General features: G+C 62.0%; 12 protein-coding genes. 4 read left to right on the top strand and 8 right to left on the bottom strand.

Translation table 11 applies throughout. The features are described 5' to 3' along the window. Positions 1-11 precede the first annotated feature (11 nt). From FYB76_RS04770 to FYB76_RS04745, 6 genes are all read right to left on the bottom strand, one after another. The gene (locus FYB76_RS04770) at positions 12-506 is read right to left on the bottom strand and encodes a hypothetical protein (RefSeq protein WP_154132853.1); all 495 of its coding nucleotides are present in this window, start codon (positions 504-506) and stop codon (positions 12-14) included. Next, the gene (locus FYB76_RS04765) at positions 503-1,645 is read right to left on the bottom strand and encodes an ATP/GTP-binding protein (RefSeq protein WP_154132852.1); all 1,143 of its coding nucleotides are present in this window, start codon (positions 1,643-1,645) and stop codon (positions 503-505) included. Before FYB76_RS04765 ends, FYB76_RS04770 begins: the two co-directional genes overlap by 4 nt. 198 nt (positions 1,646-1,843) lie before the next feature. Then, a complete protein-coding gene (locus tag FYB76_RS04760; protein WP_088755691.1) occupies positions 1,844-2,644 on the bottom strand; it encodes an SDR family NAD(P)-dependent oxidoreductase in 801 nt (266 codons plus the stop codon). A gap of 10 nt (positions 2,645-2,654) precedes the next feature. Next, positions 2,655-3,425 carry an SDR family NAD(P)-dependent oxidoreductase gene (locus FYB76_RS04755; RefSeq protein ID WP_154132851.1) on the bottom strand — a complete coding sequence of 257 codons (771 nt, stop codon included), beginning with the start codon at positions 3,423-3,425 and terminating at the stop codon, positions 2,655-2,657. 114 nt (positions 3,426-3,539) lie between these two features. Next, positions 3,540-5,423, bottom strand: coding sequence for a TRAP transporter large permease subunit (locus tag FYB76_RS04750; RefSeq protein ID WP_034329143.1), 1,884 nt, complete (start codon positions 5,421-5,423; stop codon positions 3,540-3,542). Positions 5,424-5,528: 105 nt separating this feature from the next. Next, a complete protein-coding gene (locus tag FYB76_RS04745; protein WP_154132850.1) occupies positions 5,529-6,563 on the bottom strand; it encodes a TRAP transporter substrate-binding protein in 1,035 nt (344 codons plus the stop codon). Positions 6,564-7,320: 757 nt separating this feature from the next. On the opposite strand from FYB76_RS04745, the gene FYB76_RS04740 reads away from it, so the two are divergent. The 4 genes from FYB76_RS04740 to FYB76_RS04725 all read left to right on the top strand — a co-directional run bounded on the left by FYB76_RS04740 (position 7,321) and on the right by FYB76_RS04725 (position 11,261). Beyond that, positions 7,321-8,502: an acetyl-CoA acetyltransferase gene (locus FYB76_RS04740; RefSeq protein WP_088755694.1), complete on the top strand. Its 1,182-nt coding sequence runs from the start codon at positions 7,321-7,323 to the stop codon at positions 8,500-8,502. A 121-nt stretch (positions 8,503-8,623) separates the two neighbouring features. Continuing rightward, positions 8,624-10,240: an acyl-CoA synthetase gene (locus FYB76_RS04735; protein WP_370516308.1), complete on the top strand. Its 1,617-nt coding sequence runs from the start codon at positions 8,624-8,626 to the stop codon at positions 10,238-10,240. Further along, positions 10,237-10,806, top strand: coding sequence for a hypothetical protein (locus tag FYB76_RS04730; RefSeq protein ID WP_088755695.1), 570 nt, complete (start codon positions 10,237-10,239; stop codon positions 10,804-10,806). The genes FYB76_RS04735 and FYB76_RS04730 overlap by 4 nt, the downstream gene beginning before the upstream one ends. A 2-nt stretch (positions 10,807-10,808) precedes the next feature. Next, complete coding sequence (locus FYB76_RS04725) at positions 10,809-11,261, top strand: PPC domain-containing DNA-binding protein (protein ID WP_229296875.1); 453 nt, start codon at positions 10,809-10,811, stop codon at positions 11,259-11,261. A gap of 349 nt (positions 11,262-11,610) precedes the next feature. Here FYB76_RS04725 and FYB76_RS04720 read toward each other — a convergent pair whose 3' ends face one another. Both FYB76_RS04720 and glcF read right to left on the bottom strand, forming a co-directional pair. After that, positions 11,611-12,906: a dicarboxylate/amino acid:cation symporter gene (locus tag FYB76_RS04720; protein WP_088755697.1), complete on the bottom strand. Its 1,296-nt coding sequence runs from the start codon at positions 12,904-12,906 to the stop codon at positions 11,611-11,613. Between the two features lie 360 nt (positions 12,907-13,266). Continuing rightward, positions 13,267-14,511: a glycolate oxidase subunit GlcF gene (gene glcF / locus FYB76_RS04715; protein WP_154132848.1), complete on the bottom strand. Its 1,245-nt coding sequence runs from the start codon at positions 14,509-14,511 to the stop codon at positions 13,267-13,269. Positions 14,512-14,514: the final 3 nt, after the last annotated feature.

Here is a 14,514-nt window from a genome sequence, read left to right as displayed (position 1 = left end):
CCTGCTCACAATCAGTAGCCGCGATCTTTGCTCAGATAAAACTTGTGATGGTCATCAAGGAAGACCACGTAGAAGGTATTGGCGCAAAATGCGTAGCCGTTGTGCTGCTTGCACGCATACGCCTTGGGAATGACAAAGCCGCAAAGCCGTGACGACCAATCCAGCCGAAAGCGCGCCCAACATGCCTCGTGCGGCACATGCTTGGGATGGACGAATTCGGAACGTGCCGGAAAACCGCCATACAAGGACAACACGCTTCCGGTCTTGCCAACAGGCTGCCTGGTCCAGTAGTCCAGCGATTCCCGCGTGAATTCCTTGAGCTTTTGCATGAAGGCCACCAGCTGCTCCTTGGACCACTGGCTGAAATCTTGGCCCGCAGCCTGATGCTCGAAATACGAGAAGTTGAATTTGCATCGCGCCGACAAGCTGTCTGAAGGATGCTCGATGCTGCACGTCGGTATAGACGCCAGGAAATTCTGCTTGGCCTGATTCTTGAACCTCGTCATAAGCGCGGAACTCCCCCTACTCTGCCTTCGTTATACACAGGAATGATGGACCGGTCATTGCGGAGCATTTCCCCAGGGATCTCATCGAGTCGGTAAGCATAACTGGCGTTGTTTTCCTTGTTGACCAGATAGGTCCGATACTTGCCGCAGATATCGAGAATTTCCGAGTTGTGGGCACTGAAGAGGAACTGCGCGCCATGGCCATTGATCTCCTCATCCAGGAAAAGGCGCAGGATCTTGGGCAGGATATGGGGATGCAGGTAGATATCGAATTCATCGAGCACCAGGACGCTGCCCTCGGCAATGGTGAGGAAATACGCCAGCATCAGGCGGTAGAGATAAAGCGTTCCGCTCGATTCAGTACTGGGTGTGACCATTTCGGTCTTGTTGCCCACTTTGTGATGGAAGACCGGAAAATAGCGCTTTTCCTTGTCGACGGCTTCCTCGACAGAGATGGTGATATCGGAAATGCCGACGTCGCACTCCTGCAGGAATTGCACTGCTTGCCGCAGATAGACAGGTTGATCGACAAAAAATCGTGACACCGTGTTGGAGTCGAAAATTCTTCCGCGTGTGGAGAATCCGGACTGCGTGACATTGAAGCGGATGCGGCTGAAGAATTGGTGCACGCCCTTGAGCGCATCGCCTCCGTGCTGATTCGAAATCGAGATCACCGAGGCATTGGAACGGATCTTGATGGAAGACAGGTAATGGAGGCGCTTCACAGGATGCACCTCGTCGCCAAGACGCTCGAACAACAAGGTCTTGCGCTTGACTGTCTCATAGAGCGCTTCACGGACCACCTTCTTCCTGGTCACCGACAGTTCGTACAAGTACTGCGCCTCATCCGTGCGAAATTCAACGTAAAACTCGGTGGTTTTCTTGGAAGAGAAAAAAGGATCGATCGCAATCTCGGCGTCAGGGTTTTCGCTGAACGAACTGGAGGCAAAACTGCCGATAAAAGCGAGCGCTTTCAAGAGGTGCGTCTTGCCGCTGCCATTGGCGCCTTTTACGCACATGACTGTGGCGAAGTCGCGTCCCGAACGGACCGCCTCCGGTGTCTTGGAATCCAGCTTGAAGGAAATCGACGTCCCTTCCTTGAAGGACAAGAAGTTCTTGAATCCGAATTCGAGCAGCATTCTTAATCCCTTTTCATGCCATTTTTTGTCTAAACAAGCGAACAAGATAGGCGAATTTCCTCCAGGAGACAAGTTTCATCACCGCCGCAACAATGAAAAAAGCCCGGACGCTCTTGGACGCCCGGGCATCAAACCGTAGCAGGTCGGCTTCCACGCCCGCCTGGCCACGGTCAACAAACAAGCTTCAACCGGCCGCACTCATCCGACACACCGCAGCGACAGCCCGCCATCGACAATCATGTCCAGCCCCGTGATGTAGCGCGCGCGGTCGGAAGCCAGGAACAGCGAGGCATGCGCCACGTCCCACGCATCCCCCATGAAGCCCATCGGGCATTGCGCATTGCGCTTGGCGCGCATTTCCTCGATGTCGCCCCCATAGGAAGCCTTGAGCGGCTCGCGGATCATCGGCGTATCCATCATGCCGGGCAGCACGCAATTGGCGCGGATGCCCATGGGCGCATACTGCATCGCCACGTTCTTGGTGAAGGCCAGGATCGCCGCCTTGGTCGCCGTATAACCCAGGTAGGGAAAACCGATCCAGCGCAAAGCCGCCATCGAGGAGATGTTGACGATGGCGCCCTTCCCCTGCTTTTCCATGATCGGCAGCACATGCTTGTGCGTCAGGAACAGGCTGGTCTGGTTGACCGCCACCAGCCGGTTCCAGCTTTCTTCGCTGGTCTCCACCGGCCCGCCCACCTCGGCGATGCCGACATTGTTGTGCAACACGTCGACCCGCCCGAAATGCGCCATGGCCGCGTCCGCAATGGCTTTCACATCGGCACTGCGGGAGACGTCCGCCGCCAGCACTTCACACTCGCCGCCTTCACTGCGGATGATCTCCTGGGTCTCCAATGCCGCTTCGATGCTGCGATCCACCGCCAGCACCCGGCCGCCCTCGCGCGCATACAGCACGGCGGCGGCCTTGCCGTTGCCCCAGCCCGCGCCCACCGAACCGGCACCGGTGACGATGATGGCCTTGCCTTGCATGAGCTTGTCCATCGGTGTCCCCTCAGATTTCCAGCACGCCACCAGCGACGAAACCGCCATCGACCGGAATCACGTGGCCGGTGATGTAGGCAGATTCTTCGGCCGCCAGATAGCACACCGCCGAGGCGATCTCATCGGTGGTGCCATAACGGCGCATCGGGACCAGGCGGTAATAGCTCTCGCGCGTCTGCTCCGAATGCATGGCCTGGGTCATGGGCGTATCCACCGGACCGGGTGCGACACTGTTGACGGTGATGCCGTACTGCGCCAGCTCGATGGCCATCTGGCGCGTGAGCCCGATGACCGCCGCCTTCGAGGTGCCATAGGCCGTGCGGCCGGCGCCGGCGCGGATGCCCGAGATCGACGAGATGTTGACGATGCGCCCCCATCCTTGCTTGACCATCAGCCGCGCCGCATGCTGGCCCGCCAGCAGCACGCCGGTCACGTTCACGTTCATGGTCTGCAGCCAGTTGTCGAGGGGATAGTCGAGGAAGGAATACGTGCGCGCCACGCCCGCATTGTTGACCAGCACGTCACAGCGTCCGTAATCCTTCTCGATGTGGGCGAAGGCCTGGGCAATCGAGTCCGCGCTACCGAGATCCATCTGCAGCGCAGCTGCGCGATGCCCGGCAGCCACCAGCGCATCGGCGGTCTTGGCAGCCGCTTCCAGGTTGATGTCGGCCACCAGGACGGTGTGCCCCTTGGCGGCCAGTTGCGTGGAAATGCTGGCGCCGATGCCCATGGCTCCGCCCGTCACGAGCGCCACGCGGGCGCCGCTATCATTGCGATTCATATTGTCTCCGTGGATGGAGGCGGCCCCGCAAGGAGGTGGGGCCGCCGTTTTTAATTCGTCGTTGGCAGGTCAATCATGGAGGCTTCCCGATCGCGCGCAAGACTGATGCGGGGATCAGAGGAAACCGATGGAAATCCAGGGTACGAAGGCCACCACCAGCAGCGCCACCACCAGCGCGGCCAGGTAGCCCCAGACCCGGTTGAAGACGCCATCCGGCGACACCTTGCCGATGGCGCAGGCGGCGTAGAAGCCGACCCCGAATGGCGGGGCGAACAGGCCGATGCCCATGGCCAGGATCACCACCATCGCATAGTGCACGTCATGCACGCCCAGCGAACGCGCCACCGGGAACAGCAGCGGCCCGAACAGCACGATGGCGGGAATTCCCTCCAGCAGGCTGCCCAGCACGATGAAGATGACGATGGTAATGAGCAGGAACCCGGCACCGCCGCCCGGCACGCCCTGCATCAGCGCCACCAGCTTGGCCGAGAAGCCCGACTGCGTGAGTGCCCAGGCCATCGCGGTGGCCATGCCGATGATGAGCAGGATGGCGCCCGACAAGGCCGCCGATTCGATCAGCATGGGATAGAGCCGCTTGAAGTTCAGGTGCTTCAGGAACAGGTGCATGATCAGCCCGACCACCACCGTATAGGCCACGCCGATGGTGGCTACTTCGGTGGCCGTAGCCACGCCTTCGATGACGGCCACGCGGATGAGCATCGGCAGCGCCAGCGCAGGAATGGCCGCAATCAAGGTCTTGACGATCAGCGAAACCGGCGCGCGTTGCACGTCCGGCATCGGCTCGCGGCGCGCACGCATCCAGCACACGACCGCAATGGCGATGGTGGCAATGGCCGCCGGCATCAGGCCGCCAATGAACAGTGCCGTGATCGAGACGCTGCAGACCGCGCCGATGGTGATGAGCACCAGGCTCGGCGGAATGGTCTCGGTCATGGCACCCGAGGAGGAGAGCAGCGCCACCAGTTCTTCCGGTTTGGAGCCGCGCTTTTTCATCTCGGGGAACAGCGCCGGGGCGATCGCTGCCATGTCGGCCGCCTTGGAACCGGAGATGCCGGAGACCAGGAACATCGCCCCCAGCAGCACGTATTGCAGGCCACCGCGCACATGGCCCAGCAACGCGGCCATGAAGTCGATCAGGGTCTTGGCCAAACCCGACATTTCCAGCAAGGAGCCCAGCAGCACGAACAGCGGCACCGACAGCAGGATCAGGCTGGACATGCCCTCATCCATGCGGCTGACCACGATCATCAGCGGTGCCGTGGTGGCCAGGGCGAGATAGGCCATGGTGGCCGTACCGAAAGCGAACGCGATGGGAATGCCACCGGCCACGCATACGCCGATCAGCAGTACGAAGAACACGATCAGGTTGTAATTGCCCATGCCCAGCAGCATGGGCTTGGCCAGCCACAGCGCACCCGCGATCACGGCCACCACGGCCAAGGCGGAGAGCAGCAGGCGCATCGTCGTCATGGCCGCCATGCGCGAGACTGCGGCCAGCAGCATCAGGATCGCGCCGACCGGCAAGGCGGCGGCGCGCAGGCCATCGGGAATTTCCAGCGCCGGCGTGGTGATCGGCATCTGCTCGACCGCATGGTCCACGGCCGGATGGATCACCATCAGCACGAAGATGCAGACCACCAGCGCCGCCACCGTTTCGAGCCACACGCGGCCCTTCTCGGAACACTTGTTGATGATGGCGGTGAGCCGCATGTGTTCACCGCGATCCAGGGCCAGCACGGCACCCAGCATCGACAGCCAGATGAAGAGGATCGAGGCCAGTTCATCGGACCACACCAGGGGATCATGCAGCGCATAGCGATAGATCACGCCGGTCAACAGCACCACGGTTTCGGCCACCACCAGGGCGGCGGCCACGGCACCGACCACGTGCATCACCATGCGATTGAATGCGACCAGCGCGCGCGCAGCCGGGTTCATGTTGACCGGGGCGCGGTAAGTCATTGCAGCTTCCATCATCAAGCTCCAGCGAAATGGATTCAGGGCGGGAGCGCAGCCCTCATTGCGAGGGCCACGCTCCGGCGCACGGGCTCATGCGGGGATGAGCCCCGGCAAACGGACCGTTCAGGCCAGCTTGCCGGTGTACTTCTCCAGCAGGGTCCAAGGCTCGTCACCGAACTTCTTTTTCCACTCGGCATAGAAGCCGGCGCTGCGCAGCTTGGCGCGGAAGGAATCGGCGTCGGCATTGTTGAAGGCCAGGCCCTTGCCCTTCATTTCATCGACCAGCGAATCGTTGAGCTTGCGCACGTCGGCGCGCTGGTTCATGGCGGCTTCGTTGATGAGGCGGGCCATCAGGTCCTGCAGGTCCTTGGGCAGGCGCTCGAAGGATTTCTTGTTGCCCAGGAACCAGAAGCCATCCCACATGTGGTTGGTGATGGAGCAGTATTTCTGCACTTCGTAGAGCTTGGCGGTAGAGATGATGGCCATGGGGTTTTCCTGGCCTTCCACGATCTTGGTCTGCAGGGCCGAATAGACTTCGGCGAAGTTGATCGAGGTCGGTGCCGCGTCGAAGGCTTTGAACATCGAGGTCCACAGCGGGCTGGGCGGCACGCGCAGCTTCATGCCCTTGAGGTCGTCGGCCGCCTTGATGGGCTTGGTGCTGTTGGTGATCTGGCGATAGCCGTTGTCCCAGATCTTCTCGAAGGCGAACAGCGTCGACTTGGCTTCGATCTGCTTGCGCACGTGCGCACCCAGCTCGCCATCCATGGCCGGCCAGACCTGGCTGTAATCCTTGAAGGCGAAGCCGATGCCGGAGATCTGCGCGGCCGGCACCAGCGTGCCAAGGATCAGCGGCGAGAGCGTGAAGAAATCAATCGCACCCGCACGCACCTGCGAAAGCATGTCGGTGTCGGTGCCCAGCTGGTTGTTGGGGTAGAGCTGCAGTTCGATGCGGCCCTTGGATTGTTCGGCGATGGCAGCGGCCATTTCCTTGGCGCGCGCATTCATCGGGTGGGTGACCGGCAGGTTGTTGGCGTACTTGAAGGTGAACTCGGCCGCATGTGCGGACGTCGATACCAGGCCGGTAGCGGCGGCAGCCGAGGCCACCGAGGCGGTCTTCAGAAAATGGCGGCGCGTGATCTTGCCAGTGGATTGTTCCATCTGCTTGTCTCCTGTCTGTCTGTTTGTAATTTTGAAATTTGCTGAATCCGGCGCTACAGGGCTTGCTGGATCGGGCGTGCAGCTCCCTGTTCCGGGTGGTCAACACTGCCTGTGCCTCGACAGAGCAAATTGGATGCCAAGCCCCCCTATCCTCCTTGGTCGGCATGGCCTCGCCCCGCTCCCTCAACGGCACTGCGCCTGTATTCTCTGCGATAAGGGCGGGCCTGTACAAGCACGCAATCATCGCCGCCCTCATTTATTTGCGTGCAGCGGGGCTGCGACACCTGTCGCAGGAGTGTCGCCGCACTGTCGCAGGAATCGACACCTGTTCATGCTGCTCACCGGCAATAGTGCTGCCTGCCGGCTGCTGCAGCGCAATGATTTACGTTAACGTAAAGTACGTGCTATCTTCATGCGGTCGGCGGGCACGGCCCTGCCCTGTTCCATTTTTTCCTGCATGTCGGGAATGAGCGGGCCGCCTGGCGAACACATCAGCACGCATCAACATCAACAACAAAGCGAGACCCGGCGCGGCTTTGCGCCGGCACTCTCAGGAGACGGGCAAGATGCAGGCCGGCACCTGGCGCGATGGCGCCATCACCGGCTGCGCGATGCCGAGGCAAGGGACCTTCGACACCGGCTGCATGCGGTGGCGCAAGCGGTCCTGCGCGTGGCACCGATTTTGCATATTGCCCCTGTGTGTAACGGAGCGACCCCGCTCCATTGACCCCGTGATTACGGACACAAGGACAACCCCATGACTGTTTCTGCATCCTCACCCTGCATCACCGGCTGGAACCATTCGCAGTTCGGCAAGCTCGACGGCATCGATCCGGAAGTGCTGATCGGCCAGGTCGCCAAGGCCGCCATCGAACACGCCGGGCTGCAACCGGAAGACATCGACTCGGTGCACTTCGGCACCTTCAATGCCGGTTTCCTGTACCAGGATTTCCCTTCTTCGCTGGTCCTGAACACGCTGCCGCAGCTGCGCTTCAAACCCGCCACGCGCCTGGAGAATGCCTGCGCCACCGGTTCGGCGGCCATCCATTCGGGCCTGCAGGCGATCAAGGCCGGCGAATCGAAACACGTGCTGGTGATCGGCTTCGAGAAGATGACCGAACTGGCCACCGCGCAAGTGGGCGAGGTGCTGCTCAAGGCCTGCTACGCCAAGGAAGAGGCGGGCATTCCGGGCGGCTTTGCCGGGGTCTTCGGCAAGATCGCACAGAGCTACTTCGATCGCTTCGGCGACCAGTCCGATGCGCTGGCGATGATCGCGGCCAAGAATCACAAGAACGGCATGGTCAATCCCTATGCCCACATGCGCAAGGATTTCGGTTTCGATTTCTGCCGTACGGTCTCCGACAAGAACCCGTACGTGGCCGGTCCGCTCAAGCGCACCGACTGCTCGCTCATTTCCGACGGCGCAGCTGCCCTGGTGATCAGCGCCGCCGATGTGGCCAAGTCCATGCCGCGTGCCGTGCAATTCCGCGCGGCGGTCCACGTCAATGATTTCCTGCCGCTGTCGCGCCGCGACCCGACCCGCTTCGAAGCGGCCGAGCTGGCCTGGAAGAAGGCGCTGGGTCAGGCCAGCCTGAGCCTCGATGATCTCTCGCTGGTGGAAACGCACGACTGCTTCACCGTGGCCGAGCTGCTGGAATACGAAGCCATGGGCCTGGCCCCGCACGGCCAGGGCGCGCGCGTGATTGCCGAAGGCATCACCGCCAAGGATGGCAAGCTGCCGGTCAATCCCTCGGGCGGATTGAAGTCCAAGGGCCACCCGGTCGGTGCCACCGGTGTCTCGATGCACGTGATGGCGGCCATGCAGGCGTCCCATGACGCGGGCGACATGCAGATCGCCAATGCGCGCTATGCCGGCGTGTTCAACATGGGCGGCGCAGCGGTGGCCAACTATGTGAGCATTCTGGAGCGTGTGAACTAACAATGCGGTAGCAGCAGCGGTGCGCAATCCTGTCGTTGAAGGGTGGCGCGCCGCATGAAGTGATGTGCAGAAAAACAGAACAAGGCAGCACGCCAATTTCCATCAGAATTCCATTAGAAGAATCGGGACGAGTGAGACGATGTTAAGCAAAGTGATGAACCTGGGCCGCCTGCTCTCGGACGTGGCGCGCCGTTTTCCGGAAGAACCCGGACTGATCCTGGCACAAGGCGCAGCCGATGGCAGCGACCGCCTGATCCCCTGGCGCGAGATCAATGCCCGCGTCGATGCGCTGGCCCACGCCCTCACCCGGCGCGGCGTCAAGAAGGGCGACAAGATGCTGGTCCACTCGCGCAACAACCAACAGATCTTCGAGAGTGCCTGGGCTGCCTTCAAGATGGGCGTGGTCTGGGTGCCGACCAATTTCCGCATCACGCCACCCGAGGCCGCTTATCTCGGCCAGTCCAGCGGCGCCTGCGTGATGCTGTATGACCGCGGTTTCGCGTCGTATGTCGACGCGGTTAAATCCGCCTCGCCGGCACTAGAACACGTGGTGGCCCTGGCCGACGCACGGCCGGGCGAGCTCGATTACGAAACGCTGGTAGCCGGAAGCAGCGGCGAGTCCTTCCGCGAGGCTGAAGTCGATTACGACGATCCGCTCTGGTTCTTCTACACCTCCGGCACCACCGGACATCCGAAGGCGGGCATGCTCTCGCACGGCCAGATGGCCTTCGTGGTGACCAATCACCTGGCCGACCTGATGCCGGGCCTGACGCATCAATCGCGCTCGCTGGTGGTGGCACCGCTGTCGCACGGCGCGGGCGTGCATGCGGTGGTCAATACCGCGCGCGGTGCGGCCAGCATCCTGCTCTCGTCCGAACGACTGGTGGTCGAGGAAGCCTGGCAGCTGGTGGAGAAATACAAGGTGGACAATCTCTTCACGGTGCCCACCATCGTCAAGATCCTGGTCGAGGATGAGTCCGTCGACCGCTATGACCACAGCTCGCTGAAACACCTCATCTATGCCGGCGCGCCCATGTACCGCGCCGACCAGGTCCATGCATTGAAGAAGCTGGGCAAGGTGCTGGTGCAGTATTACGGCCTGGGCGAAGTGACCGGCAACATTACCTTCCTGCCGCCCTACCTGCACTTCGAGGATGATGCCCATCCGCAGGCGCGCGTGGGGACCTGCGGCATGCCGCGCACCGGCATGCAGGTCGCTATCCTCAACGACGATGGCCAGGAACTGGCGCCCTTCGAGACCGGCGAAATCTGCGTGCGCGGACCGGCCGTCTTCATGGGCTACCACAACAATCCCGAGGCCAATGCCAAGGCCTTCAAGCATCACTGGTTCCATACCGGCGACCTCGGGCATGTGGACAAGGATGGCTTCCTCTACATCACGGGACGTTCCTCGGACATGTACATCTCGGGCGGCTCCAACGTCTATCCGCGCGAAATCGAGGAAGCCCTGCTGACGCACCCGGCAGTCTCCGAGGTGGCGGTGCTGGGCGTGCCCGATCCCAAGTGGGGCGAAAGCGGGCTGGCGGTGATCGTCTGCAAGGCCGGCCAGCAGGTCGATGGCGAGGCATTGCTGGCGCACCTGGAAACCCGCATCGGCAAGTACAAATGGCCGCGCCGCTTCGTCTACTGGGACAGCATGCCGAAGTCGGGCTACGGCAAGATCGTCAAGAAACAGATCAAGGCGCTGCTGGAAGAGCAAGGCGACTACCGTCTATGAAACTCTCCAGCCAACCTGGCCAGGCCACGGCCAGCGCCGGTTTCCTGGCGGTGCGCAAGTTCCTTCATGCAGGCCAGCCGAGCTATCCGCGCACGCTGGACCTGGAGGCCGACCCGGCCGAGGAACTTCGTATCACGCTGCAACCGGGCACACCGGTCGGCCCGGCCTTGCGCCGCGTGCTGGCACGCTACGGCCAGCGCGGCGGCGTCGGGCGACTGTGCGGCGGTACCGCGCGGCGCCTGCATTACCACCGCATCGAACAGACCGGCGATCCCGACCGGCCTTATGACTACGGACCACCGCATGTATTGGAAGGCGTCATCAGCTTCGTGACCGGCGCCATCACCATCGGCCAGAACGCCGATGGAAAAGTGTTACTGCATTGCCACTCAGGTTTCATCGATGGCGATGGCACGCTGCATGGCGGCCATCTGCTGCTCGACACGGTGGAGGTGGGCGACGATCCGCTCATCCTGCGCCTGTGCCTGTTCTCCCGCAGCGCCTTCGTCGTCAACAGCGATGAAGAGACGCACTTCAGTCTATTGCATCCGACACCCATGGAATGATGATGACGCTCCCCGCCCATGACAGCGACTCCCTTGACGACCACATCCACGTAGAACAGGGCCAGCTCGGCAAGCTGGTGATGGCCCGGCTCAAACCCAACCAGGACCTCACCGAAAGCGTGGAAGCGCTGTGCCGACAGCACGGCATGGACAAGGCCATCGTGCGGGGCGCCATCGGCAGCCTCATCGATGCCCATCTGCAATACGCCACCCCGTCCGGCGTGCGTGCGATGGAGATCAACGGGCCGGGCGTGGAAATCCTCAACGTCTTCGGTGAAATCGGTTTTGCCGATGGCGCGGGCAGCGCCCATCCGCTGCAGGGCGTGGTGGCCGATACCGAGGGCCGCATCTTTGCCGGACGCTTCGTGCGCGGGGCCAATCTCTCTTTCATCACCATCGAGATCACCTTGCAGGAATGGATTGCGGTCAAGCAACCAGAGGCGCTGCCGGCCTGAATCACTTTCCTTGCGCCCATGAAAAATGCCGCCCGGCTCATCACCGGGCGGCATTGTTCAATTCTTGGACTAGGGCCTGTTCACATTCAATCTGTGAGTGCGAGAGGTCGCCAAGCGTTGTCTGCCTAGGCGCGGCGACGCGCCGTGGTGGTGCCACGGCAAGGAGCTGCAACAACGGCAGGCGACGCTTGGCGGCCTCTCCCGGAGGGTTGCCCCCAGAAGGCGCGCTGGCCGCGTTGCACGTCAGGGCTGGTGGCACCACCACCAGCCCTGACGCGCGCCTTGCCACCACGCCTTCTGGGGGCAACGCATCTCACAGATTGAATGTGAACAGGCCCTAACTATCGAATCAGGCTTCGGCGTGCAGCGTGGCTTCGGCTTCCTGTTCGATCTCGACTTCGGCGCGCGCTGCTTCTTCTTCGCTCAGCAGGCCGCCTTCCCACTTGGCCACCACGGCCGAAGCGATCGAATTGCCCACTGCGTTGGTGGCCGAACGGCCCATGTCGAGGAAAGTATCGATGCCCAGGATCACCAGCAGGCCGGCTTCCGGGATGTTGAACTGGTGCAGGGTCGCGGCGATCACCACCAGCGAGGCGCGCGGCACACCGGCGATGCCCTTGGAGGTCAGCATCAGCACCAGCATCATGGTGATCTGGGTCGAGATCGGCATGTGGATGCCATAGGCCTGCGCGATGAAGAGCGTGGCGAAGGTGCAGTAGATCATCGAACCGTCGAGGTTGAAGGAATACCCCATCGGCATGACGAAGCTGGAGATCTTGCGCTTGACGCCAAAGCGGTCCAGCGCGTCCAGCAGCTTCGGATAGGCCGCTTCCGAGCTGGCGGTGGCGAAGGCCAGCAGGAAGGCTTCCTTGATCAGCGCCAGCAGGTGGAAGATGCGCTTCTTCAGGAACACGAAGCCCACCGCGATCAGGATCACCCACAGCAGCACCAGCGAGAAGTAGAAGTCACGCATGAAGACCGCGAAGCTGACCAGGATCTCCAGGCCGTTGACGGCCACCGTTGCGGCCATGGCGGCAAACACTGCCACGGGCGCGAACTTCATCACGTAGACGGTGATCTTGAGCATGGTGTGCGACAGGTCGTCGATGACGGCCAGCAGGTTCTTGCCGCGCTCACCCAGCGCCGCCAGGGCGATGCCGAAGAACATGGAGAACACCACCACCTGCAGGATCTCGTTCTGCGCCATGGCTTCCACGATCGACTTGGGTACCAGGTGGTTGAAGAATTCCTTGACCGTGAACTTGCTGGTGGCCAGGCCCGCGCCGGCAGCATCCGGCGAAGGCAGCGCCACGCCGGCGCCCGGTTGCAGCAGATTGGCCATGATCATGCCCAGCGCCAGCGACACCAGCGAAGCGATGAAGAACCAGGCCAGCGACTTGCCGAAGATGCGGCCCACCGACTTGGCGTCGCCCATGTGGGCGATGCCCACCACCAGGGTCGAGAACACCAGCGGTGCGATGACCATCTTGATGAGGCGCAGGAACAGGTCCGAGGCAATCGAGATATAGCCCGCCAATTCCTTGGCCTCGCCCTTGTCGTAGTGATTGAAAATCAGGTAGCCGACCAGGATGCCCAGCAGCATGGCGGCAAAGATGTAGGCGGCTTGTGGAATGCGTTTCTTCATGTGTTCTCCTGCCCTCGCTCGGCACCGGCACGAGGCAGGTGAGAGGACGATGATGTAAGGCTTGCGGGCGGCGCCGGCCGGTGCAGTGACAGGGGCGCCATGCTTTTGGATGGTCAGGAAGCGTCAGTTTCTGATGAGAAACCCTGACCGTTTTTTCCCGTCGTCCGGAAAAAAGGACGAAGCTTATTGACTTATGCCCCCTGCCGTCAAGCCGCATCGAATAAATAGGGTCAAAATGCCCGGGGCGTGATCAAAAAGCCTACAAACGACAACAAAAAAGCCCCGCAAAACGGGGCTGGTGTTGTGTTGCAGGAAACTTCACGGTGCGCACGCCACCGTCAGCAAATCGTCAGCGCATCGTCAGGAAGGCGCTTGCAGCGCGGCGTCCAGCAGCTCGATCCAATGCCGCACCGGGGTCTCCGTGCCCGACTGGAGATGCGTGACGCAACCGATGTTGCCGGTGACGATCATGTCGGGATCGGTGGCCTGCAGCTTGCTGATCTTGTTGTCGCGCAGGCGGTAGGACAGCTCCGGCTGCAGCACCGAATAGGTCCCGGCTGAACCGCAGCAGAGATGGCTGTCCGCACACAGCTGCACATCCACGCCGGCCGCGCGCAGGATGCCTTCGACCTTGCCGCGGATCTTCTGCCCATGCTGCAGGGTGCAGGGCGGGTGATAGGCCACCCGCTTGCCGTTGAAATCCTTGAGCCGGTGCTGCAGCTGCTCCTCGAACTCGGGCAGGATCTCGCTGATGTCGCGCGTCATGTGGGAGATGCGGCGCGCCTTCTCGGCGTAGTCGGGATCATGCTGCAGCAGGTGGCCGTATTCCTTGACGGTGGCGCCGCAGCCAGAGGCATTCATGACGATGGTGTCGGCGCGGATGCCGTCACGCCCTTCGATGTAGGGCCACCAGGCGTCGATGTTGCGGCGCATGTCGTCCAGGCCGCCGTCCTGGTCATTGAGGTGATAGCGGATGGCGCCGCAGCAGCCGGCCTTGGGCGGCGCGAACAATTGCACGCCGAGCGCATCGAGCACGCGCGCAGTGGCGCTGTTGATGTTGGGGGCCATCGACGGCTGCACGCAACCTTCAAGCAGCAGCATCTGGCGCGCATGGGTGCGCGTGGGCCAGGTCCCGGCGTCCTGCGGCAGTGGCACCTTGTTCTGCAGCAGCTTGGGCAAGAGCGGGCGCACCATCTGCCCCGCCTTCATGGCCGGACGGAAAATCCACTTGCGCGGCACCAGTTCCTTCAAGGCGGTGCGCAAGACACGCTCGCCGAAGGGACGCTGCACCTGCTCTTCCACCACCTTGCGGCCAATGTCGACCAGTCGCCCGTACTGCACCCCGGACGGGCAAGTCGATTCGCAGTTGCGGCAGGTCAGGCAGCGGTCCAGGTGCGATTGCGTGGCGGCCGTGGCGGGCTTGCCTTCAAGCACCTGCTTGATGAGATAGATGCGGCCGCGCGGCCCATCCAGTTCGTCTCCCAGCAGTTGATAGGTGGGACAAGTGGCGGTACAGAAACCGCAATGCACGCAGGAACGCAGGATGCTGTCGGCTTCCTCGCCGGCCTGGGTGTTGCGGATGAAATCAGCCAAGTTGGTCTGCATGAT

This window comes from Herbaspirillum sp. CAH-3 (genome assembly GCF_009668275.1).
Classification (GTDB): Bacteria; Pseudomonadota; Gammaproteobacteria; order Burkholderiales; family Burkholderiaceae_D; genus Herbaspirillum; species Herbaspirillum aquaticum.
This window is presented reverse-complemented; position numbering and strand designations above follow the sequence as displayed.